Here is a 19,036-nt window from a genome sequence, read left to right as displayed (position 1 = left end):
CCGGGGTTTAGGAGCCGAACTTTTCCAGCAGGGCCTTGCGCTGCCGGTCCCCAAGGCCGCGCAGGCGGCGGGTGGGGGCGATTTCCAGCTCGGTCATGATCTCCTGCGCCTTGACCTTGCCCACCTTCGGCAAGGCCTCGAGCAGCGCAGACACCTTCATCTTGCCGAGGACTTCATCGCTTTCGGCGTCCTTGAGCACCTGGGTGAGGTTGGTGCCACCGCGCTTGAGGCGATCCTTGAGCTCTGCTCGCGCTCGACGTGCGGCGGCCGCCTTCTCCAACGCGGCCGCGCGCTGCTCGTCGGTCAACTGGGGAAGGGCCACGATTCCTCCGTATCTGATCAATCGGTAATCGATCTCGTTTTGTCTCTGCCGGGTACTTCAGCCAGCCGAAATGACCGTACTCAGCCTTCCTGACGAAATCTAACCCGACCCCCTGGTTAATTGTGCAAATGTGCAGCGTGGGCGCCCCGGACGCGCCCATTGGAGCAGCGCCGAGACGGGCCGCACGCCGCCCCGATCCGGTGCCGGCGACGCGGCCGCGGCGCCCCGAATATGGGGTTCTAGCTGCGGTTATGTGCTTTCGCGCCGGTCCGGGGCGGGACGGCCGCGGCCGGGCCGGGCGGGCGTGGCGGACGGCCCCGTGCCCGGGTGCGGCGGATCACGAGATTTTTCGTCGCGCGTCGCGCGTGTCGCGTCCCTGGTCGCGTCCCCGGTCCGGCGGCGGCTACGCAGCGATGTGCCAGCTAACACCCAGCCAAATATCAGTTACGATCAAAATCGTGCCGAACCTGCGCATCCGTCAGGCGGCTGAACTGCTGGGAGTCAGCGACGACACCGTCCGCCGCTGGATCAACCAGGGCACGTTGTCGGTCACCCACGACGCGGCGGGACGCAAGGTCATCGCCAGCGAGGACCTGGCCGAGTTTTCGCGGGCAAACGCGCCCGCCCCGCCGCCGGACCCGCTGAGCATCGGCAGCTCGGCGCGCAACCGGTTCGTCGGCCTGGTCACGAGGGTGATCAGCGACACCGTGATGACCCAGGTCGAGATGCAGTGCGGCCCCCACACCGTGGTCTCGCTGATGAGCACCGCCGCGGCCGAGGAGCTCAAACTGCGGCCCGGCAGCGTCGCCGTGGCCGTCGTCAAGGCCACCACCGTCATCGTGGAGACCGCCGGGCCCAGCTCGGCCATGGCATCGGAGTGAGTGTGCCTTGACGGCTTTGCGTGTGCATTGAGGGCTTCGCGAGTGCGCTCAGGGCGGAAAACCAGCCGGATTAGCGCCCCCAGCTCACACTGAAAGCCAAGGATTCACACCCAGGCGGCTACAGCGCGGACAGGTACGCGACGGCGTCCAGCATCCGCTCGCCGGCCGCGCGCAGGTCCGACACGCTGGGACCGGCCCGCAGCACCTCCCGCGCCACCGCGGGCAGCAGCTGGCCCGGGGCGGCCCCGCCCAGGCCGCCGAGCGCCTCGGGCCGCCCGCCCTGCGCCCCGACGCCGGGCACCAGCACCGGTCCGCCCAGCTCACTGACGTCGGGCGCCTCGAACACGGTCGCGCCGAGGACCACGCCGACGTAGCCGGGCTCGGATCCGGTGGCCGAGCGGTTGACCACCGCCGCCTGGTCGATGATCAGCTGGGACACCGTGCGGCCGTCGAATTCGGCGCGCTGCACGGTGCCTCCCTCCGGGTTGGAGGTCGCCGCCAGCACGAACACCCCGCGGTCGTTCGCCGCCGCCGTCTCCAGCAGCGGCCGCAACGAACCGAACCCCAGGTAGGGCGAGGCGGTCACCGCGTCGGCGGCCAGCGGCGAGTCGCCCGCCCAGGCCGCGGCGTAGGCCGCCATCGTCGTCCCGATGTCGCCCCGTTTGGCGTCGGCCAGCACCAGCACCCCGGCCGAACGCAGCGCGGCGATGGTGCGTTCCAGGACCGCGTAGCCCGCGGCGCCGTAGGCCTCGAAGAACGCCACCTGCGGCTTGACGACCGCGAAGCCGGCGAACGCCTCGATGCACACGTCACAGAACGCGGCCAGGCCGTCGGCGGTGGTGGGCAGGTCCCAGGCTCGCAGCAGCTCGGGATGCGGGTCGATACCCAGGCACAGCGGCCCGCGCCTGGACTTCGCCTCGGCCAGCCGGGCGCCGAACCCGGTCACCGGGAACTGCCCGCGGGCCCGATCGCGCTGTGCAGCTCCTGCAGCGATCGCACGCCGATGTCGCCGCGGATCCCCGCCTCGATGCCCTGCACGGCGGCGGACGCGCCCTGCACCGTCGTGACGCAGGGGATGTTGACCGACACCGCGGCCGAACGGATTTCGTAGCCGTCGATGCGCGGGCCGGAGTTGCCGAACGGCGTGTTGATCACCATGTCGATCTCGCCGGCCTTGATCGCGTCGACCGCCGACATCGCGGGGCGGCCGGGCTGCGGCGGCTCGAAGTGCTTGCGGACCTCGTCGCAGGGAATCCCGTTGCGGCGCAACATCTCCGCTGTCCCCTCGGTGGCCAGCACCCGGAAGCCCAGATCGGCCAGCCGCTTGACCGGGAACACCAGCGACCGCTTGTCCCGGTTGGCCACCGAAACGAATATCGTCCCGTGCGCCGGCAGCGACCCGTAGGCGGCGGTCTGGCTCTTGGCGAAGGCGCTGCCGAAGTCGCGGTCGATGCCCATCACCTCGCCCGTCGACTTCATCTCCGGGCCGAGCAGCGAATCGATCGCGGCCCCGTCTGCGCGGCGGAAGCGGTGGAACGGCAGCACGGCCTCCTTGACCGCGATCGGGGCCTGCGGCGGCGCGTGGGCGCCGTCGCCGGTCGCGGCCAGCAGGCCCTCACCGCGAAGCTCGGAGATTGTGGCGCCCAACATGATTCGGGCGCACGCCTTGGCGAGCGGGATCGCGGTCGCCTTGGACACGAACGGCACCGTGCGGCTCGCCCTCGGGTTGGCCTCCAGGACGTAGAGCACGTCGTCCTTGAGGGCGTACTGGACGTTGAGCAGCCCGACCACGCCGATGCCGTGGGCGATGGCCTCGGTGGCGCGGCGCACCTTCTCGATGTCGCTGCGGCCCAGCGTGACCGGGGGCAGCGCGCAGGCCGAGTCGCCGGAGTGGATGCCGGCCTCCTCGATGTGTTCCATGATGCCGCCGATGTAGACCTCGGCGCCGTCGCACAGGGCGTCGACGTCGATCTCCACCGCGTCCTCGAGGAAGCGGTCGACGAGCACCGGGTGCTCGGGCGAGAGCGCGGTGGCGCGGGTGATGTAGCCCTCCAGCGTCTCCTCGTCGTAGACGATCTCCATGCCGCGGCCGCCCAGCACGTACGACGGCCGCACCAGCACCGGGTAACCGATGTCCTCGGCGATCCGGCGGGCCTGCGCGAAAGTCGTTGCCATGCCGTATTTCGGCGCCGGCAGCCCGGCGGCGGCCAGCACATCGCCGAAGGCGCCGCGGTCCTCGGCCAGGTCGATGGCCTCCGGCGGCGTGCCCACGATCGGGACCCCTGCATCGAAGAGCCGTTGCGCCAGCCCCAGCGGCGTCTGCCCGCCGAGCTGCACGATCACCCCCACCACACCCGGGCCGCCGCTGCCCGACTGCGTTTCGGCGTGGAACACCTCGAGCACGTCCTCGAAGGTCAGCGGCTCGAAATACAGCCGGTCGGCGGTGTCGTAGTCGGTGGACACCGTCTCCGGGTTGCAATTGACCATCACCGTTTCGAAACCGGCCTGGCTCAACGTCGTTGCCGCGTGCACGCAGCTGTAGTCGAATTCGATGCCCTGGCCGATGCGGTTGGGGCCCGAACCCAGGATCAGCACCTTGGGCTTGTCGGTCTGCGGGGCCACCTCGGTCTCGGCGGCGGGGTCTAGCTCGTAGCTGCTGTAGTGGTAGGGCGTCTTGGCCTCGAACTCGGCCGCGCAGGTGTCCACCGTCTTGTACACCGGGTGGATGCCGAGCCGCTCGCGCAGCGAGCGCACCCCGTTCTCCCCCGCCAATTCCGGTCGCAGCGCGGCGATTTGGCGGTCCGAGAGCCCGCTGTGTTTCGCGCGCCGCAGCAGTTCGGCATCGAGCACCGGGGCGGCGACCAGCTGGGCGCGCAGCCCGATCAGCTCGCCGATCTGCGCGACGAACCACGGGTCGACGCCGCTGGCCTCGGCGACCCGCTCGACCGAGGCGCCCAGCCGCAGCGCCAGCTCGACGTCGTAGAGCCGGCCCTCGGTCGGGGTGCGCAGCCGGGTCAGCACCTCGTCAACGTCGCCGTCGTCGTCGGGGGCCGTCCAGAACCCCGCGCGCCCCGTCTCCAGCGAGCGCATCACCTTGCCGAGCGCCTCGATGAAGTTGCGGCCCAACGACATCGCCTCGCCGACGGACTTCATGGTGGTGGTCAAGGTGGGGTCGGCGCCGGGGAACTTCTCGAACGCGAACCGCGGCGCCTTGACGACGACGTAGTCCAGCGTCGGCTCGAAGCAGGCGGGTGTCTCCTTGGTGATGTCGTTGAGGATCTCGTCGAGGGTGTAGCCGATGGCCAGCTTCGCGGCGATCTTGGCGATCGGGAAGCCGGTGGCCTTGGACGCCAGCGCGCTGGACCGCGACACCCGCGGATTCATCTCGACGACGATCAGCCGGCCGTCGCGCGGGTTGACCGCGAACTGGATGTTGCAGCCGCCGGTGTCCACCCCGACCTCGCGCAGGATCGCGATGCCCAGGTCGCGCATCCGCTGGTATTCCCGGTCGGTCAGCGTCATGGCCGGCGCGACGGTGACCGAGTCGCCGGTGTGCACGCCCATCGGGTCGACGTTCTCGATGGAGCACACCACGACCACGTTGTCGTGGCCGTCGCGCATCAGCTCGAGCTCGAATTCCTTCCAGCCGTAGATCGATTCCTCGATGAGCACGTTGGCGCTGGGCGACGCGGCCAGCCCGGCGCCGGCCATCCGGTCGACCTCCTCGGCGGAGTGCGCCATGCCCGAGCCCAGGCCGCCCATGGTGAAGCTGGGCCGCACCACCACCGGCAGGCCCACCTCCTCGACGGTCTCGCGGACCTCGTCCATGGTGAAACACACTCGGCTGCGGGCGGATTCGCCGCCGACCTTGGCGACGATGTCCTTGAACCGCTGCCGGTCCTCGCCGCGCTGGATGGCGTCGAAGTCGGCGCCGATCAGCTCGACGCCGTAGCGCTCCAGCGCCCCGTTCTCGTACAGCGCCACCGCGGTGTTCAGCGCCGTCTGCCCGCCCAGGGTGGCCAGCAGGGCGTCGATCTTGTTGCCGCGCTCGGCCTGCTGGGCGATCACCCGCTCGACGAACGCCGGCGTGATCGGCTCGACATAGGTGTGGTCGGCGAACTCGGGGTCGGTCATGATGGTGGCCGGGTTGGAGTTGACCAGGCTCACCTGCAGGCCCTCGGCGCGCAACACCCGGCAGGCCTGGGTGCCCGAGTAGTCGAACTCGCAGGCCTGTCCGATCACGATCGGCCCCGAGCCGATCACCAGCACGTGGTTGAGGTCGGTGCGACGCGGCACTAGCGGCCCCCTGCCATCAGGTCGACGAATTGGTCGAACAGGTACTCCGCGTCGTGCGGACCGGCGGCGGCCTCGGGGTGGTACTGCACCGAAAACGCTTTGCCGTCGGCGAGTTTGACGCCCTCCACCACCCCGTCGTTGGCACAGGTGTGGCTGACGATCGCCGGGCCGAACGGCGTGTCGAAGGACTGGCCCGCCTCGCCTTCCAGCGCGAAGCCGTGGTTCTGCGCGGTCACCGCGACCCGCCCGGTGGCGTGGTCGATGACGGGGACGTTGATGCCGCGGTGGCCGAAGACCATCTTGTAGGTGGACAGGCCCAGCGCCCGGCCCAGGATCTGGTTGCCGAAACAGATGCCGAACAACGGGATTCCGGCGCCCAGCACCTGGCGGGTGAGCGCGACGACGTGGTCGGCGGTGGCGGGGTCGCCGGGGCCGTTCGACAGGAACACGCCGTCGGGCGCGATGTCGGCGATCTGCTCGAAGGTCGCCGACGCCGGCAGCACGTGGCTGCGGATGCCGCGCCTCGAGAAGTTGCGGGGCGTATTGGTCTTGATTCCCAGGTCGAGGGCGGCCACCGTGAACCGGTGCGGCCCTTCCGATTCCACGACATAGGCGCCGTCGGTGCTGACCTCACCGGCCAGGTCGGCGCCCAGCATCGACTGCTGGCCGCGCACCCGGTCCAGCAACTCGGCCGGCTCCGCCAGCGCGTCACCGGAGAACACGCCCGCCTTCATCGAGCCGCGGCTGCGCAGGTGCCGCACCACCGCCCGGGTGTCGATGCCGGCGATCCCGACGATGCCCTGCCGGGCCAGCTCGTCTTCCAGCGTGCCGGTGGCGCGCCAGTTGGAGGCGCGCGGCGACGGGTCGCGCACCGCGTAGCCGGCGACCCAGATCTTGTCGCCCCGGCTCTCGGCGTCCTCGTCGTTCCAGCCGGTGTTGCCGATCTGCGGCGCGGTGGCCACGACGATCTGGCGGTGGTAGCTGGGATCGGTCAGCGTCTCCTGATAGCCGGACATGCCGGTGGAGAACACGGCCTCCCCGAGCGTCTGGCCGACCTTGCCGAAGGGCGTTCCGGTGAAGACGCGGCCGTCTTCCAGAACCAGTACAGCTTTACTCACGCGGCTCCCTTCTCCTGGGATTCCAGCCAGGGGTCATAGTCATCGCGATGGTTCGCCCGAAACCCGGTGTCGATCTCGACACCGGACGGCAGGCGCCACCGGATCGCCAGGATCCCGGTCCGATGCGCGACCCTGCCCGCCATTCGGCGCTCCATGCGGATGCCTTCGATCAAGGATTTCGGAATCCAAATCGGTTGGGCCCGCATCCTTTCCACCAAGATCCCCTCGTGATAGCGGGTCAGCACCGCCTTGCTGCGGAAGCCCAGATCGCCGGCGGCGATCCGCTCGCTCCAGTCTGGAGCAATCATCGAACCGCAATATTGGCCGCGGGTGCTGATGGTCGCGGCCCCCACCTCGTCGGGCAGGTCGGGCAGCTCACCGATCAACTCCTGCTGACGCCGCGCGCGCCGCTGCCAGGAGCGCATCATCAGCTGGATGAGCACCGTTATCGCGATCACCAGCACGGCCGCGAAGATCAGCGACCCCACCAGCGTGCCCGAATTCATGCCGGGCTCTTCCCGTCCCGCGCGGTGACCTTTCCGCGCAGCAGGGTCGCGGTCACGGTGGCGGGCAACGTCATCGACTCGTACGGCGTGTTGGCCGACCGGCTGGCCAGGTCCGACCCGGCGACGGTCCAGGTGGCGTCCGGGTCCACGACGGTGAGGTTGGCCGGCTCCCCCACCTCCAGCGGGCGGCCGTGGTCGGGCAGCCCGACGATGCGCGCCGGGTTCTCGCTCATCACCCGCGCGACATCGCGCCAGGTGAGCAGCCCGGGCGCCACCATCGTCTGCACCACCACCGACAGCGCGGTCTGCAGCCCCAGCATCCCGGGACGCGCGGCCGAGAACTCGACACATTTCTCGTGCTCCGCGTGCGGGGCGTGGTCGGTGGCCACACAGTCGATTACCCCGTCGGCCAGCGCCTGACGCAGGGCGACGGCGTCGGCGGCCTCGCGCAGCGGCGGGTTGACCCGGTTCACCCCCTCGTAGGAGGCCAGCCGGCCGTCGTCGAGCAGCAGGTGGTGCGGGGTGACCTCGGCGGTTATCGAAATGCCTTGTTCCTTGGCCCATTTCACGATCTCGACGGTGCCCGCGGTGGAGGCGTGGCAGATGTGAACGCGGGCACCGGCGTCGCGGGCCAGCAGCGCGTCGCGGGCCACGATGGATTCCTCGGCGGCGCGGGGCCACCCCGCGAGGCCCAGGCGCGCCGCCGTCGGGCCCTCGTGGGCGACGGCGCCGACGGTCAGCCTCGGCTCCTCGGCGTGCTGGGCGATCAACACCCCCAGGCCGGTGGCGTACTCCAGGGCGCGGCGCATGATCAGCGGGTCGTGCACGCAGATGCCGTCGTCGGAGAACATTCGCACCTGCGCGGCGCCGGCGGCCATCATGCCCATCTCGGTGAGCTCGGACCCGGCCAGGCCGACGGTGACGGCGCCGACGGGATGCACGTCGACGAGCCCGACCTGCTGGCCCCGATGCCAGACGTGGTCGGTGACCACTGGGCTGTCGGCGACGGGGTTGGTGTTGGCCATCGCGAACACCGCGGTGTAGCCGCCCAAAGCCGCGGCCGCCGAACCGGTTTCGATGTCCTCGGCGTATTCGCGGCCCGGCTCGCGCAGGTGGGTATGCAGGTCGACGAACCCGGGCAGCAGCACCTGGCCGGTCGCGTCGATGACGTCCAGGTCTTTTTCGAGGCCTCCTGCCTCGCCCAGCCCCGGTCCGATCTCGGCGATCTGCCCGTCGTCGACGAGGACGTCGACCCGCTCACCTTCACCGTAGAGCCGCACGCCGCGGATCAGCACGCTCATGCCGCGATGTCCTCCGCCCCGACCAGCACATGGAACAGCACCGCCATCCGCACGTGCACTCCGTTCGAAACCTGTTGCAGCACCGCCGATTGCGACGAATCCGCCACCGAGGACGAGATCTCCATGCCGCGCACCATCGGCCCCGGGTGCAGCACCACGGCATGGCCGGGCAGCATCGCCTGGCGCCGCTCGGAAAGGCCGTACCGAACCGAGTATTCGCGCACCGACGGGAAGAAGCCGCCGTTCATCCGCTCGGCCTGCACCCGCAACATCAGCACCGCGTCGGCGGCCGGGAGCTCGGCGTCGAAGTCGTAGGAGACGGTGGCCGGCCAGCCGTCGACCCCGACCGGCAGCAGCGTCGGCGGGGCGACCAGCACCACCTCGGCGCCGAGGGTGGCCAGCAGCATGACGTTGGAGCGCGCGACCCGGCTGTGCAGGATGTCGCCGACGATCACGACGCGCCGGCCCTCGATGCTGCCGAGCCGCTGGCGGACGGTCAGCGCGTCCAGCAGCGCCTGCGTCGGGTGCTCGTGGGTGCCGTCGCCGGCGTTGATCACCGACGGGCCGTCGTCGTTGGTCCCGGTCCAATCGGCCAGCAGGTGTGCGGCGCCGGAGGCGGGGTGGCGGATGATCAGCGCGTCGGCCCCGGCTGCGCGCAGCGTCAGCGCCGTGTCGCGCAGCGACTCCCCCTTGCCCACCGACGATCCGGCGGCGCTGACGTTGATCACGTCGGCGCTCATCCACTTGCCGGCCACCTCGAAGGACACCCGGGTGCGGGTGGAGTTCTCGTAGAACATCGTGACAACGGTGCGGCCGCGCAGCGTCGGCAGCTTCTTGATCTCGCGGCCGACCAGTGCCTGCGCGAACCGGTCCGCGTCGTCGAGGATCGCGGTGGCGTCGTCGCGGCTCAGGTCGCTCGCGGCCAGCAGGTGGCGCGTCATCGCGAGATCACCACCCCGTCGCGGCCGTCGTGCTCGCCGAGCAGCACGTGCACGCTCTCGGTGCGCGAGGTCGGCACGTTCTTGCCGACGTAGTCGGCGCGCAGCGGCAGTTCGCGGTGGCCGCGGTCGACCAGCACCGCCAGTTGCACCGCGCGCGGCCGGCCGACGTCGCGCAGCGCGTCCAAGGCGGAGCGCACCGAGCGGCCGGAGTAGAGCACGTCGTCGACGAGGATCACCAGCGCGTCGTCGACGCCGCCGGCCGGGATGGAGGTGGCCGCCAGCGGTCGCGGCGGCTTTTGCATCAGGTCGTCGCGGTAGAGGGTGATGTCGAGGGCGCCGTGCGCGACGTCGACGCCGCTGAACTCGGCGATGTTGGTGGCCAGGCGTTCGGCGAGGAGGACGCCACGGGTCGGGATGCCCAGCAGCACCACCCGCGGCGCGTCGGGACCATCCAGCGCGGTCTTTTCGATGATCTGATGCGCGATACGGGAGATGGTGCGACCCACGTCGGCCGCCGACATCAACTCCCGGGATTCACTGCCTAATGCGGCATCCCCCGCGGCACCCATGCGAGAACTTGACCTCCTTCTCCGCCTCTCCGGACGGATCGTTAAAGGATGTCGACTGCCGGGCAGCCTAGCATTCCGGGCTACCCTGGCGAAAATGACAGGCTCTAATCCCTCAACCTTTCCCTCCGGATTGCAGCGCATGGACTTCGACGCGCTCTACCGCGGCGAGAGCCCCGGCGAGGGCATCCCGCCGATGGCGACGCCGCCGTGGGATACCAAGGCACCCAAGGAGAATGTCATCGCATGGCACACCGGCGGCTGGGTCCACGGTGACGTCCTCGACATCGGCTGCGGCCTCGGCGATAACGCCATTTACCTGGCCAGGAACGGGTACCGCGTGACCGGGCTCGATATCTCGCCCACCGCCCTCATCACGGCCGAACGGCGGGCCCGCGACGCCGGAGCCGACGTCAGGTTCGCGGTGACCGACGCCACCAAGCTCGAGGGCTACGCGGACGCGTTCGACACCGTCGTGGACAGCGGCATGTTCCACTGCCTCGACGACGACGGCAAGCGCAGCTACGCCGAGGCGGCCCACCGGGCCACCCGACCCGGCGCCACCCTGCTCATCAGCTGCTTCTCCGACGCCAACCCCACCGATGCCGAATGGCCTCGGCCGGCGGTGTCCGAGCAGACGCTGCACGATGTCCTGGGCGGCGCCGGCTGGGACATCGAATCGCTGGAACCCGCCACCGTGCGCCGCGAGCTCGACGGCACCGAGATCGAAATGGCGTTCTGGTACGTCCGCGCCCGGCGGCGCTAGCTACCCTGAACCGGTGAATCTGGACGTCAATCAGGCCTCCATCCGCGAGGTGTGCGACGCGGGCCTGCTCGCGGGTGCGCTGACGATGGTCTGGCAGCGCGGAGAACTGCTGCAGGTCAACGAGATCGGCTACCGCGACATCGACGCGGGCCTGCCGATGCAGCGGGACACCGTGTTCCGCATCGCGTCGATGACCAAGCCGGTCACGGTCGCGGCGGTGATGAGCCTGGTCGACGAGGGCAAGCTGGCGCTGAAGGACCCGATCGTGCGGTGGGCGCCGGAGCTGGCCGACGTGCGGGTGCTCGACGACCCGCACGGCCCGCTGGAACGGACGCACCCGCTGGGCCGCGCCATCCTGATCGAGGACCTGCTCACCCACACCAGCGGCCTGGCCTATGGCTTTTCGGTGTTCGGGCCGATCGCCAAGGCCTACGTGCGGCTGCCCTTCAACCAGGGCCCGGACGCCTGGCTGGCCGAGCTGGCCAAGCTGCCGCTGGTGCATCAGCCCGGTGACCGATTGACCTACAGCCATTCCATAGACCTCCTGGGCGTCATCGCTTCTCGTATCGAGGGCAAGCCGTTCAACGAGGTCCTCGACGAACGAGTCCTGGGCCCGGTGGGCATGCCCGACACCGGGTTCTTCGTCTCCCCGGAAGGGCGCCGCCGCGCCGCGACCATGTATCGGCTCGACGGGCAGGGCCGGCTGCACCATGACGCGATGGGCCCGCCGCACATCAAGCCACCGTCCTTCTGCAACGCCGGCGGCGGGTTGTGGTCGACGGCCGACGACTACCTTCGGTTCGTGCGGATGCTGCTCGGCGACGGGTCGATCGACGGCGTGCGGGTGCTCTCCCCCGAGTCCGCCCGGCTGATGCGAACCGACCGGCTCACCGACGATCAGAAGCGGCACAACTTCCTGGGGGCGCCGTACTGGGTCGGCCGCGGCTTCGGGCTGAACCTGTCGGTGGTGACCGACCCCGCGAAGTCAGCTCAGCTGTTCGGGCCGGGCGGGCTCGGAACGTTCAGCTGGCCCGGCGCGTACGGCACGTGGTGGCAGGCCGACCCGACCGCCGATCTGGTTCTGCTGTATCTGGTCCAGAACCTGCCCGACATGTCCGCGGACGTGGCCGCGGCCGTCGCGGGCAACACGTCGTTGTCGAAACTTCAATCGGCGCAACCGAAATTCGTCCGCCGCACCTATCAGGCGCTCGGGCTCTAGGACCATGGTCGACTACCCGCCCGTCCGCATCACCGGGCAACGGCTGGTGTTGCGTCCACCGATGCTGGACGACGCGGGCGCGCTGTTCCAGCGGATCGCCCGCGATCCCGAGGTCACCAAGTATCTGCTGTGGGCGCCGCACCCCGACGTGGCGGCGACGCGGCGGGTCATCACCGAAAAGCTCAACGTCAGCGACGAAGAGCGGACCTGGGCGATCGCGCTGAAACACAGCGGCGAGCTCATCGGGCTGACCAGCTGCCGGCGCCCCGTGCCGCACTCGGTCGAGATCGGTTATTGCCTGGGACGGCGGTGGTGGGGCAAGGGTTACATGTCCGAGGTGCTCGACCTGCTGCTGACCGCGCTGGAAGCCGACCGCGGGGTGTATCGCGTCTGGGCATCGTGCAGCGTCGAAAACGAGCGCTCGGCACGACTATTGGAGCGCGCCGGTTTCGTCCTGGAGGGCCGGCTCGGCCGCTACGCCGTCTTCCCCACCATGGGCCCCGAGCCGCAGGACAGCCTGCTCTACGCCAAGATCCTGCGCTAGCGGTGCGCGATGGTTTTTAAGCGTGCGGCCTGGGACACCCTCAGCGCACAATCTAAGCCGTCACGCACCTGATGGTTAATGGGCGCGAGCTATTGCGCCACCCGGGGAAGGGCGACATCTTTGGGATCCCGGTGGGCAAAAATTACGGTCGCGCGGCCTCGGCCATTTCCCGCTGCGGCGGTGGCGGCGGTTGGTGGTCCAGGCCGGGCGGCAACAACCCGGTGGGCACCAACGGCGCCGCGGCCAGCGGGAACAAGCCGCACAGCGCCCAGGCGGCCGGGTACTCGGCCGCCGCGATCAACGCACCGAACACCGGCGGTCCGGCCGCGGCCATCAGCCGCTGCGTGGTGTTCTGCAGGCCCAGCGCACGTCCGCTCCAGAACGCCCCGGCGAACTCCGTGATCGCGGTGGCCTCCAACCCGTTGTCGAGGACTGCGAGCACCGCGACGGCGAGCATCAGCAACACGACGTACCCCGAACCCGTGCCGTCGGTGAGGGCGAGCACGAACAGGGTCAGGGCCGCGGCGATGGCGATGGTGCGGACCGGGCGCATTCGCGAGCCGACGCGATCGGACCAGCGGCCCACCGCGATTCGGCCCACGGCGCCCAGCACCTGGGCGAGGGTGACCAGGGCGCCGGCCGCCGCCACCGACCAACCATGGCGATCCATCAGCCACACGAGCATGAACGTCACGGTCACCGTCTGCGGGATCATCAGCAGGCCGGCCACCGCGTGGATCCGCCACAACACGAACGAGCCGCGATATGGGCTGGCCAGCTCCTCCGCGGCCGCCGCCCTACGGGATTTCCTTGGCGGGTCGACGATTCCGATCACGCTGGCCACCGCCGCCAGGGTGCACATCACCGCGAGGAACATCAGCCCCCGGTGCGGGCCGCTTTCGGCGAGCTCGGGAATGACCAACGCGCCCAAGGCGATTCCCAGCGGCTGCGCGGTTTGGCGGATGCCCATCGCCAGGCCGCGTTGCCGCGGCGGGAACCAGGCGGACACCAGCCGGCCGCCGGCGGTGTTGCAGCTCGCCGCCGCCATCCCGCCGATGAACAAGAAGACACCGATCATCGGCACCGAATGGGCCGACGCGGCGGCGTAGGCCGCGGCCGCGGTGAGCACCGAGCCCGCCGTCAGCACGGTGCGCTCGCCGACCCGGTCCAGCACGTAGCCCCAGAAGACCAGCGTGACCACCATGCCCCAACTGGGCATCGACGACAGCAGGACGGCCACGGTCAGCGACATGCCGCGGCGCGCCTCGAACGAGGGAATCAGGAACGCCACACCGTTGATGAACAGAAAAGAGCTCGCCGTTACCCCCAACGAGACGGCCATGATTGACCACCGCGCACCCATTCAACAATGTTGCCACAGCGTTTGGCGGGCACCGGAAATCGCGGCGCCCGAAACTTATTGATTTTTAAGGTAATTCATAACGGTTATCTAATGTTGACGCGCAACGCGCCGGTACCTGCCCCGGGCGCCGTGGGAGGATCGCTACGTGAGCGATGACGCTGCCAAACACGCTTTGACGAAGGTGCCGGCGGTCACCCTGGGCTTTTGGGTGATCAAGATCCTCGCGACGACCCTGGGCGAGACGGGTGGCGACACCGTCACGATGACGCTGAATTGGGGCTACGCCGCCGGCGTCACGCTGTTCGGCGTCGCGCTCGTCGTCCTGGTCGCAGCGCAGATCTTCGCCGAGCAATTCCACGCGAGCCTGTACTGGGCCACGATCGTGGCGTCGACGACGTTCGGCACGACGCTGGCCGATTTCGCCGACCGACAACTGGGGATCGGCTACACCGGCGGATCGCTGCTGCTGTTGGGTCTCCTCCTGGCGACGCTGGGGCTTTGGCGCTGGTCGCAGGGAACGGTATCGGTGAGCACCGTTTCGACCCCGAAGGTCGAGGCGTTCTACTGGGCGACGATCACGTTCTCCCAGACGCTGGGCACCGCGCTCGGCGACTGGCTCGCCGACACCCGCGGTTTCGGCTACGAGCGCGGTGCGCTGGTGTTCGGCGCGGCCCTGCTGGTGGTCGTGGCCGTGTACTACTGGACCGGCGTGTCGCGCGTCGTCCTGTTCTGGGTCGCCTTCATCCTGACCAGGCCGCTGGGCGCGACCGTCGGCGACTTCATCGACAAGCCCGTCGCCGACGGCGGGCTGGCCCTGAGCCGCCCGCTGGCGTCGGCGGTCATCGCCGCGATCGTCGTCGCGCTGGTCATCATCCTGCCGCAGCGTCCGGGGCGCCATCCCGGCCAGCCGCACGACGGCGCGGCGGCGGAAACCGCCTGATTCACAGGGCTTCCCAGCGGATTCCCAGCGACGCGCGCCTAGGCTGGAATCGTCATGGGAAAGTTGACGAAATTCACCAGCAAAATCCTGATCGGCGTTGCCATTTGCGTGGGCGCCGGCGTCGTCGGATCGGCCACGGCCGGCGCCGACCCCAGCGTCTTCAGCGCCCTGAGCTGCAGCTGCCAACAGGCGGCGCCCACCGGCAGCCCGGCCCGTCAGGACGCGATAGCCCGGGGAATCCGGCAGGGCCTGTCCGACTTGCCGGCCGTGTCCGGCTAGAACCGGTCAGGCGCCCCCGGTCACCGGCTGCGCGACGGCATCGCCGTTGCGCGCTGCAGCGTCGGCCGGCAGCTCGAAGACCGGGTACGCCGAACCGACCGCGGCAGTGGCCGCGTTGCGCTGGGCCTCCATTCGCGCCAGCGCGGCGTCGGTGAAGACCGACAGCCCCAGGTCGGGGTTGTAGCCGTGGATCTCCTTGACGTCGAGCTGGGCCAGGAAATAGACGATCTCCTTGGACACCACCTGACCCGGGACCAGCACCGGGAAGCCGGGCGGGTAGGGCACCACGAAGGTGGTGGACACCAGCGTCCGTCCCTCCGCGAGCCGCCGGCCCGCCATGCCGATCAGCACGTGTTCGCGGTCCGACTCCTCGTATCCCGCGTAGAACGCCGACCGCATGTCACCGAACATGCAGGCGTCGACGGGTCGGAAGGCCATGTCGAATTCGCTGAAGTCCGGCAGGTGCGGCAGGTCCTCGGTGATCTCCTCGACCCGGCGCTGCTGCAGGGCGCGGTCATCCTTGCCGCCGATGCTCTGGCTGCGCTCGAAGTCGGTCGCGATACGGCGCAGCACGTCGAGCAGGTAGTGCACGCTCGACCAGGTGACCCCGATGGTGAAGATCAGCAAAACGCTGTTGATGGACGTTTTGTTGATCTGAATTCCGAACCGCTCCATCAGGATCTTCTCGCGGAAGTCGTAGCCGTTCATGCCGGTCTTGCCGATGAACAGCGTGACGCGGGTCGCGTCCAGCACGAACTGGTCCGACCGCCACGCCTCGTTCCACTCGGCCAAGGCGCCCTGCCGGACCTCGCGGTAGGAACTGACGCACGACGCGCGGAACTCGTCGGGGACCAGGTCCGACTCGTCGAGGATGCGGAACCACTTGCCGATCAGGCGGTCCTTGCGCACGCGGTGCCGGAAGACCAGCGCCATGTTGTAGGTGTTGCGGACCAGCTCGAAGCCCTCGATGTCGACCTGCCGGCGCGCCAGGTCCAGCGACGCCAGCAGCTGCTGGTTCGGCGAGGTCGAGGTGTGGGTCAAGAACGCCTCGACGAACGAGTCGCGGGTGAGCGCCTTGAAGTCCTGGTCGCGGACGTGGACCATGGACGCCTGCCGAAACGCCGACAGCGACTTGTGCGTGGAGTGCGTCGCGTAGACCCGGACCCGCGCGCGGGTGGGGTCGGGAAGCAGCCGGCGATCGACCCACTCCGCGCGGTCGACCCCTTCCATCTCCGCGGCCCAGTTCCGGTATTCCGCAGCGTATTCCGGCGACGCCAGCATCTGCTCCAGGCGTTCCGCGGACACCATCGCGGTGCGCTGGCGCGCCCACGGCACCGCCGTCGCGAACGCGTACCACGCCTCGTCCCACAAGAAGCAGATGTCCGGCTTGATGGCCAGCACCTCCTCCATCACCCGGCGCGGGTTGTAGACGACGCCGTCGAAGGTGCAGTTGGTGAGCAACAGCATTCGGACCCGGTGCAGCTGGCCGGCCGCCTCGAGGTCCAGCAGCGCCTTCTTGATCGTGTGCAGCGACACGGCACCGTAGATCGCGTACTCGGGCAGCGGGTAGGCGTCCAGGTACAGCGGGTAGGCGCCGGCGAGCACCAGCCCGTAGTGGTGCGACTTGTGGCAGTTGCGGTCGATGAGGACGATGTCGCCCGGGCGCGTCAGGGCCTGCACGACGATCTTGTTGGCGGTGGACGTCCCGTTGGTGACGAAGTAGGTGTGGTTGGAGTTCCAGGTCACCGCGGCCTTGTCCATCGCCTTCTTGATGTTGCCGTGCGGGTCCAGCAGCGAGTCCAGGCCCCCGGAGGTGCTCGAGGTCTCGGCCATGAAGATGTTGCGGCCGTAGAACTCGCCCATGTCCTGCAGGGACTTCGAGTTGAAGATGCTGGCGCCGCGCGCCACGGGCAGCGCGTGGAACTGGCCGACCGGTGCCTCCGCGTAGGCGCACAGGGCGTCGAAAAACGGTGTGGCGAAACGGTTTCGCAGGCCGGCGAGCACCGTGCTGTTCAGGTCGGTGACGTCGTTGAGGCGGTAGAACGTTCGGTCGTAGACGTCGGGTTCGTCCTCGGTCTCCGCGGCGATCGACTCGTCGGTGAGCAGGTACAGGTCGATGTGCGGCCGCAGTTCCCGCATCCATTCGGCGCACTCGACCCAGTCCTGCGTGTCGGTCGTCAGCGCATCCTCGCAGGCGGCGCCCAGCAGCGTTGTCATCAGCGGCACCCGATCGTGTGAGCGCAGCGGCAGGTCGTGGCGGATGATCGCGGCCTGGATCTCGCCGTTCAGCGCGACCGCGGTGATGGCGTCCTCGATGCTGCCCACCACCAGCAGCTCGTACTGGACGTCGTCGGACGGGGTGCGCAGCGCCCGCAGGCACTCGGCCAGGCTGTCGGGCGCCGTCGACGGGGCGTCGTCGGCCAGCAGCACGGTGTAGAACTGCTGCTGTTTGGCCTGGGCGACCAACTCCTGCTCGGCCAGCGACGCGGTGGTGTCGAAGAGCCCGGCGCGGTCGCCGTATTCACTCAGCAGGCGCACCGCCAGCGACACCTCCTCGCTGAGGCGCACCGTCGAAAGGCCCTCGAGGTGAGCGCGAAACGTCGCGAGGTTGGCCGCGCCGGGGTACAACCAGTACCGCTCGTAGGCGGCGATGCGGTCCATCAGGCGCTTCACCCGGGCGATGTCGTGGGTCTTGTCCAGCCCGGCGAGGTCGACGTCGCGCAGGTGACGGCACGCGTCGTCGAGCAGGTTCCACGTGTCGACGCGCGTGTACGACGGGTTGGCGACCGCCGCGAGCGCGGACACGCGAAGTCGTCGCGGCCGGGCAGTTTCTGGACTCATCTCGTCACCCTCTCCACATCAGTGCAGCTCGTAATTATCGCGTGACAGGCGGAAATAGTGACCGCTGCTGTTGTCTGTGGATGACCGAGTCTGTCCACAGCTGCTGTGTGGCAAGACATTTGGAACGCGCAATAGGGCTCGGCGCGCGCGACCGCCGCGGATGGCGACAGCGCCATCGCGGCGAGCGTCAGCGAGACCGCCACGGTCGCCGTGGTTTGCCTCATGGCCAGCAGCATTCCATCGGTAGCCGCTATTGTGCCTGCCCACAGCCGCGGCGGGATAGTTTCACTTCAAGTCGGTCAGCGGTCGGGTACGTCGTCGCCGTCCGCGTCGGCGTCGATGACACGCCGATTCGCCCGGCTGTCCATCCACCGCAGCACCGGAAGCTCCCGGCTGCGCGCCGGCAGTTCGGTGACGTCGGTCAGAGAGCGCACCACGGCCTGCGTCAGGCCCATGATGGCGGCCATCACCGGCAGCAGCGGCTGCAGCGGCCGGGCCGCCGACCGGACCGTGCTGATGCGCCGGGCAACGATCAGGCGTTCGATCGAGTGATACAGCCAGGCGCCGACGCCCAGCGCGTAGATCGCCAGCGCGGAGGCGACGACGGTCCACCCGTAGGCGGCGCACACGACGGCGCCCAGCACCACCGTCGCGGCCAGGAAAGCGGCGACGGCCACCCGCAGCTCCAACCGGGTCATGGTTCTTTCCGGACCGCCTTGGCCGCCGCGCGGATCTGCGGGGTCACCAGCATGACCTGGCCGAGCACCCCGTTGACGAAGCCCGGCGACTCGTCGGTGGACAGCTCCTTGGCCAGCTGCACGGCCTCGTCCACGGCGACGGGCTCGGGGACGTCGTCGGCGTAGAGCAGCTCCCACACCGCGACCCGCAGGATGGCCCGGTCCACCGCCGGCAGCCGGTCCAGCGACCAGCCCTGCAGGTGCGAGCTGATCAGGTCGTCGATGTGAGCGATGTGCTCGCCCACCCCCCGGGCCGCGGCGGCCGTGTAGGGGTACAGCGCCGACACGTCGGGGTTCGCCTCGGCCAGCGCGGTCCGGAGGTCGACGACCTCCACCGGGGTCAGTCCCCGGGCCTCGGCCTCGAACAGCAGGTCGACGGCGCGCTTGCGCGCCTGATGGCGTCCCCTAACAGCCAT

18 protein-coding genes are annotated in these 19,036 nt (G+C 69.5%); 6 read left to right on the top strand and 12 right to left on the bottom strand.

Annotated features, from left to right (window positions below; translation table 11 throughout):
• Nucleotides 1–7: 7 nt before the first annotated feature.
• A complete protein-coding gene (gene mihF / locus AC5Y2S_RS08165) occupies nt 8–322 on the bottom strand; it encodes an integration host factor, actinobacterial type (RefSeq protein ID WP_036355303.1) in 315 nt (104 codons plus the stop codon).
• A 413-nt stretch (nt 323–735) separates the two neighbouring features.
• Between mihF and AC5Y2S_RS08160 the strand changes: the two genes are divergently transcribed.
• Nucleotides 736–1,203, top strand: a complete 468-nt coding sequence (locus tag AC5Y2S_RS08160; RefSeq protein ID WP_499955283.1) for a TOBE domain-containing protein — start codon at nt 736–738, stop codon at nt 1,201–1,203.
• A gap of 118 nt (nt 1,204–1,321) precedes the next feature.
• Here AC5Y2S_RS08160 and pyrF read toward each other — a convergent pair whose 3' ends face one another.
• Genes pyrF through pyrR form a run of 7 tightly spaced genes read right to left on the bottom strand, consistent with a single transcriptional unit; the run spans nt 1,322 to nt 9,934 of the window.
• Nucleotides 1,322–2,149 (bottom strand): orotidine-5'-phosphate decarboxylase, encoded by an 828-nt coding sequence (gene pyrF / locus AC5Y2S_RS08155; RefSeq protein ID WP_499902199.1) that lies wholly within the window; start codon nt 2,147–2,149, stop codon nt 1,322–1,324.
• Nucleotides 2,146–5,499, bottom strand: a complete 3,354-nt coding sequence (gene carB, locus AC5Y2S_RS08150; protein ID WP_499955282.1) for a carbamoyl-phosphate synthase large subunit — start codon at nt 5,497–5,499, stop codon at nt 2,146–2,148. Before carB ends, pyrF begins: the two co-directional genes overlap by 4 nt.
• The gene (gene carA / locus AC5Y2S_RS08145) at nt 5,499–6,617 is read right to left on the bottom strand and encodes a glutamine-hydrolyzing carbamoyl-phosphate synthase small subunit (protein WP_499955281.1); all 1,119 of its coding nucleotides are present in this window, start codon (nt 6,615–6,617) and stop codon (nt 5,499–5,501) included. The genes carB and carA overlap by 1 nt, the downstream gene beginning before the upstream one ends.
• The gene (locus AC5Y2S_RS08140) at nt 6,614–7,123 is read right to left on the bottom strand and encodes a PH-like domain-containing protein (protein ID WP_499955279.1); all 510 of its coding nucleotides are present in this window, start codon (nt 7,121–7,123) and stop codon (nt 6,614–6,616) included. The genes carA and AC5Y2S_RS08140 overlap by 4 nt, the downstream gene beginning before the upstream one ends.
• A complete protein-coding gene (locus AC5Y2S_RS08135) occupies nt 7,120–8,424 on the bottom strand; it encodes a dihydroorotase (protein WP_499955277.1) in 1,305 nt (434 codons plus the stop codon). The genes AC5Y2S_RS08140 and AC5Y2S_RS08135 overlap by 4 nt, the downstream gene beginning before the upstream one ends.
• Nucleotides 8,421–9,365 (bottom strand): aspartate carbamoyltransferase catalytic subunit, encoded by a 945-nt coding sequence (locus AC5Y2S_RS08130; RefSeq protein WP_499955275.1) that lies wholly within the window; start codon nt 9,363–9,365, stop codon nt 8,421–8,423. Before AC5Y2S_RS08130 ends, AC5Y2S_RS08135 begins: the two co-directional genes overlap by 4 nt.
• Nucleotides 9,362–9,934: a bifunctional pyr operon transcriptional regulator/uracil phosphoribosyltransferase PyrR gene (pyrR, locus tag AC5Y2S_RS08125; RefSeq protein WP_499902205.1), complete on the bottom strand. Its 573-nt coding sequence runs from the start codon at nt 9,932–9,934 to the stop codon at nt 9,362–9,364. The genes AC5Y2S_RS08130 and pyrR overlap by 4 nt, the downstream gene beginning before the upstream one ends.
• 130 nt (nt 9,935–10,064) lie before the next feature.
• On the opposite strand from pyrR, the gene AC5Y2S_RS08120 reads away from it, so the two are divergent.
• From AC5Y2S_RS08120 to AC5Y2S_RS08110, 3 genes are read left to right on the top strand one after another with little or no spacing between them, the layout of a single operon-like run.
• Nucleotides 10,065–10,697, top strand: a complete 633-nt coding sequence (locus AC5Y2S_RS08120) for a class I SAM-dependent methyltransferase (RefSeq protein ID WP_499955691.1) — start codon at nt 10,065–10,067, stop codon at nt 10,695–10,697.
• Nucleotides 10,698–10,710: 13 nt separating this feature from the next.
• Nucleotides 10,711–11,916, top strand: coding sequence for a serine hydrolase domain-containing protein (locus AC5Y2S_RS08115; protein WP_499955273.1), 1,206 nt, complete (start codon nt 10,711–10,713; stop codon nt 11,914–11,916).
• Between the two features lie 4 nt (nt 11,917–11,920).
• Entirely contained in the window at nt 11,921–12,460 is a 540-nt protein-coding gene (locus AC5Y2S_RS08110) for a GNAT family N-acetyltransferase (protein WP_499955271.1), read from the top strand.
• 142 nt (nt 12,461–12,602) lie between these two features.
• Here the strand turns inward: AC5Y2S_RS08110 and AC5Y2S_RS08105 are convergent, their stop codons facing one another.
• Entirely contained in the window at nt 12,603–13,823 is a 1,221-nt protein-coding gene (locus AC5Y2S_RS08105; RefSeq protein WP_499955269.1) for an MFS transporter, read from the bottom strand.
• Nucleotides 13,824–13,968: 145 nt separating this feature from the next.
• Between AC5Y2S_RS08105 and AC5Y2S_RS08100 the strand changes: the two genes are divergently transcribed.
• Both AC5Y2S_RS08100 and AC5Y2S_RS08095 read left to right on the top strand, forming a co-directional pair.
• Nucleotides 13,969–14,763, top strand: coding sequence for a COG4705 family protein (locus AC5Y2S_RS08100; RefSeq protein WP_499955267.1), 795 nt, complete (start codon nt 13,969–13,971; stop codon nt 14,761–14,763).
• Between the two features lie 54 nt (nt 14,764–14,817).
• Nucleotides 14,818–15,042: a hypothetical protein gene (locus AC5Y2S_RS08095; protein ID WP_499955265.1), complete on the top strand. Its 225-nt coding sequence runs from the start codon at nt 14,818–14,820 to the stop codon at nt 15,040–15,042.
• Nucleotides 15,043–15,048: 6 nt separating this feature from the next.
• On the opposite strand, the gene AC5Y2S_RS08090 is transcribed toward AC5Y2S_RS08095, so the two are convergent.
• The 3 genes from AC5Y2S_RS08090 to nusB all read right to left on the bottom strand — a co-directional run bounded on the left by AC5Y2S_RS08090 (nt 15,049) and on the right by nusB (nt 19,036).
• Nucleotides 15,049–17,883, bottom strand: coding sequence for an aminotransferase class I/II-fold pyridoxal phosphate-dependent enzyme (locus AC5Y2S_RS08090; protein WP_499955263.1), 2,835 nt, complete (start codon nt 17,881–17,883; stop codon nt 15,049–15,051).
• Nucleotides 17,884–18,182: 299 nt separating this feature from the next.
• On the bottom strand, nt 18,183–18,581 hold the full coding sequence (locus tag AC5Y2S_RS08085) for an antitermination protein NusB (protein WP_499955261.1): 399 nt from the start codon (nt 18,579–18,581) through the stop codon (nt 18,183–18,185).
• Nucleotides 18,578–19,036, bottom strand: a complete 459-nt coding sequence (gene nusB / locus AC5Y2S_RS08080) for a transcription antitermination factor NusB (protein WP_499955259.1) — start codon at nt 19,034–19,036, stop codon at nt 18,578–18,580. The genes AC5Y2S_RS08085 and nusB overlap by 4 nt, the downstream gene beginning before the upstream one ends.

Source organism: Mycobacterium sp. NGS69 (assembly GCF_059812165.1).
The sequence above is the reverse complement of the archived record's forward strand: the minus strand, read 5'-3'. Positions and strand labels throughout refer to the sequence as shown.

Excerpts from the sequence above, each read along its gene's own strand:
- AC5Y2S_RS08160 (WP_499955283.1), top strand. The coding sequence starts at position 736 with ATGTGCCAGCTAACACCCAGCCAAATATCAGTTACGATCAAAATCGTG.
- AC5Y2S_RS08140 (WP_499955279.1), bottom strand. The coding sequence starts at position 7,123 with ATGAATTCGGGCACGCTGGTGGGGTCGCTGATCTTCGCGGCCGTGCTG.
- AC5Y2S_RS08135 (WP_499955277.1), bottom strand. The coding sequence starts at position 8,424 with ATGAGCGTGCTGATCCGCGGCGTGCGGCTCTACGGTGAAGGTGAGCGG.
- AC5Y2S_RS08130 (WP_499955275.1), bottom strand. The coding sequence starts at position 9,365 with ATGACGCGCCACCTGCTGGCCGCGAGCGACCTGAGCCGCGACGACGCC.
- pyrR (WP_499902205.1), bottom strand. The coding sequence starts at position 9,934 with ATGGGTGCCGCGGGGGATGCCGCATTAGGCAGTGAATCCCGGGAGTTG.
- AC5Y2S_RS08110 (WP_499955271.1), top strand. The coding sequence starts at position 11,921 with ATGGTCGACTACCCGCCCGTCCGCATCACCGGGCAACGGCTGGTGTTG.
- AC5Y2S_RS08105 (WP_499955269.1), bottom strand. The coding sequence starts at position 13,823 with ATGGGTGCGCGGTGGTCAATCATGGCCGTCTCGTTGGGGGTAACGGCG.
- AC5Y2S_RS08095 (WP_499955265.1), top strand. The coding sequence starts at position 14,818 with ATGGGAAAGTTGACGAAATTCACCAGCAAAATCCTGATCGGCGTTGCC.
- AC5Y2S_RS08090 (WP_499955263.1), bottom strand. The coding sequence starts at position 17,883 with ATGAGTCCAGAAACTGCCCGGCCGCGACGACTTCGCGTGTCCGCGCTC.
- AC5Y2S_RS08085 (WP_499955261.1), bottom strand. The coding sequence starts at position 18,581 with ATGACCCGGTTGGAGCTGCGGGTGGCCGTCGCCGCTTTCCTGGCCGCG.
- nusB (WP_499955259.1), bottom strand. The coding sequence starts at position 19,036 with ATGGCTGTTAGGGGACGCCATCAGGCGCGCAAGCGCGCCGTCGACCTG.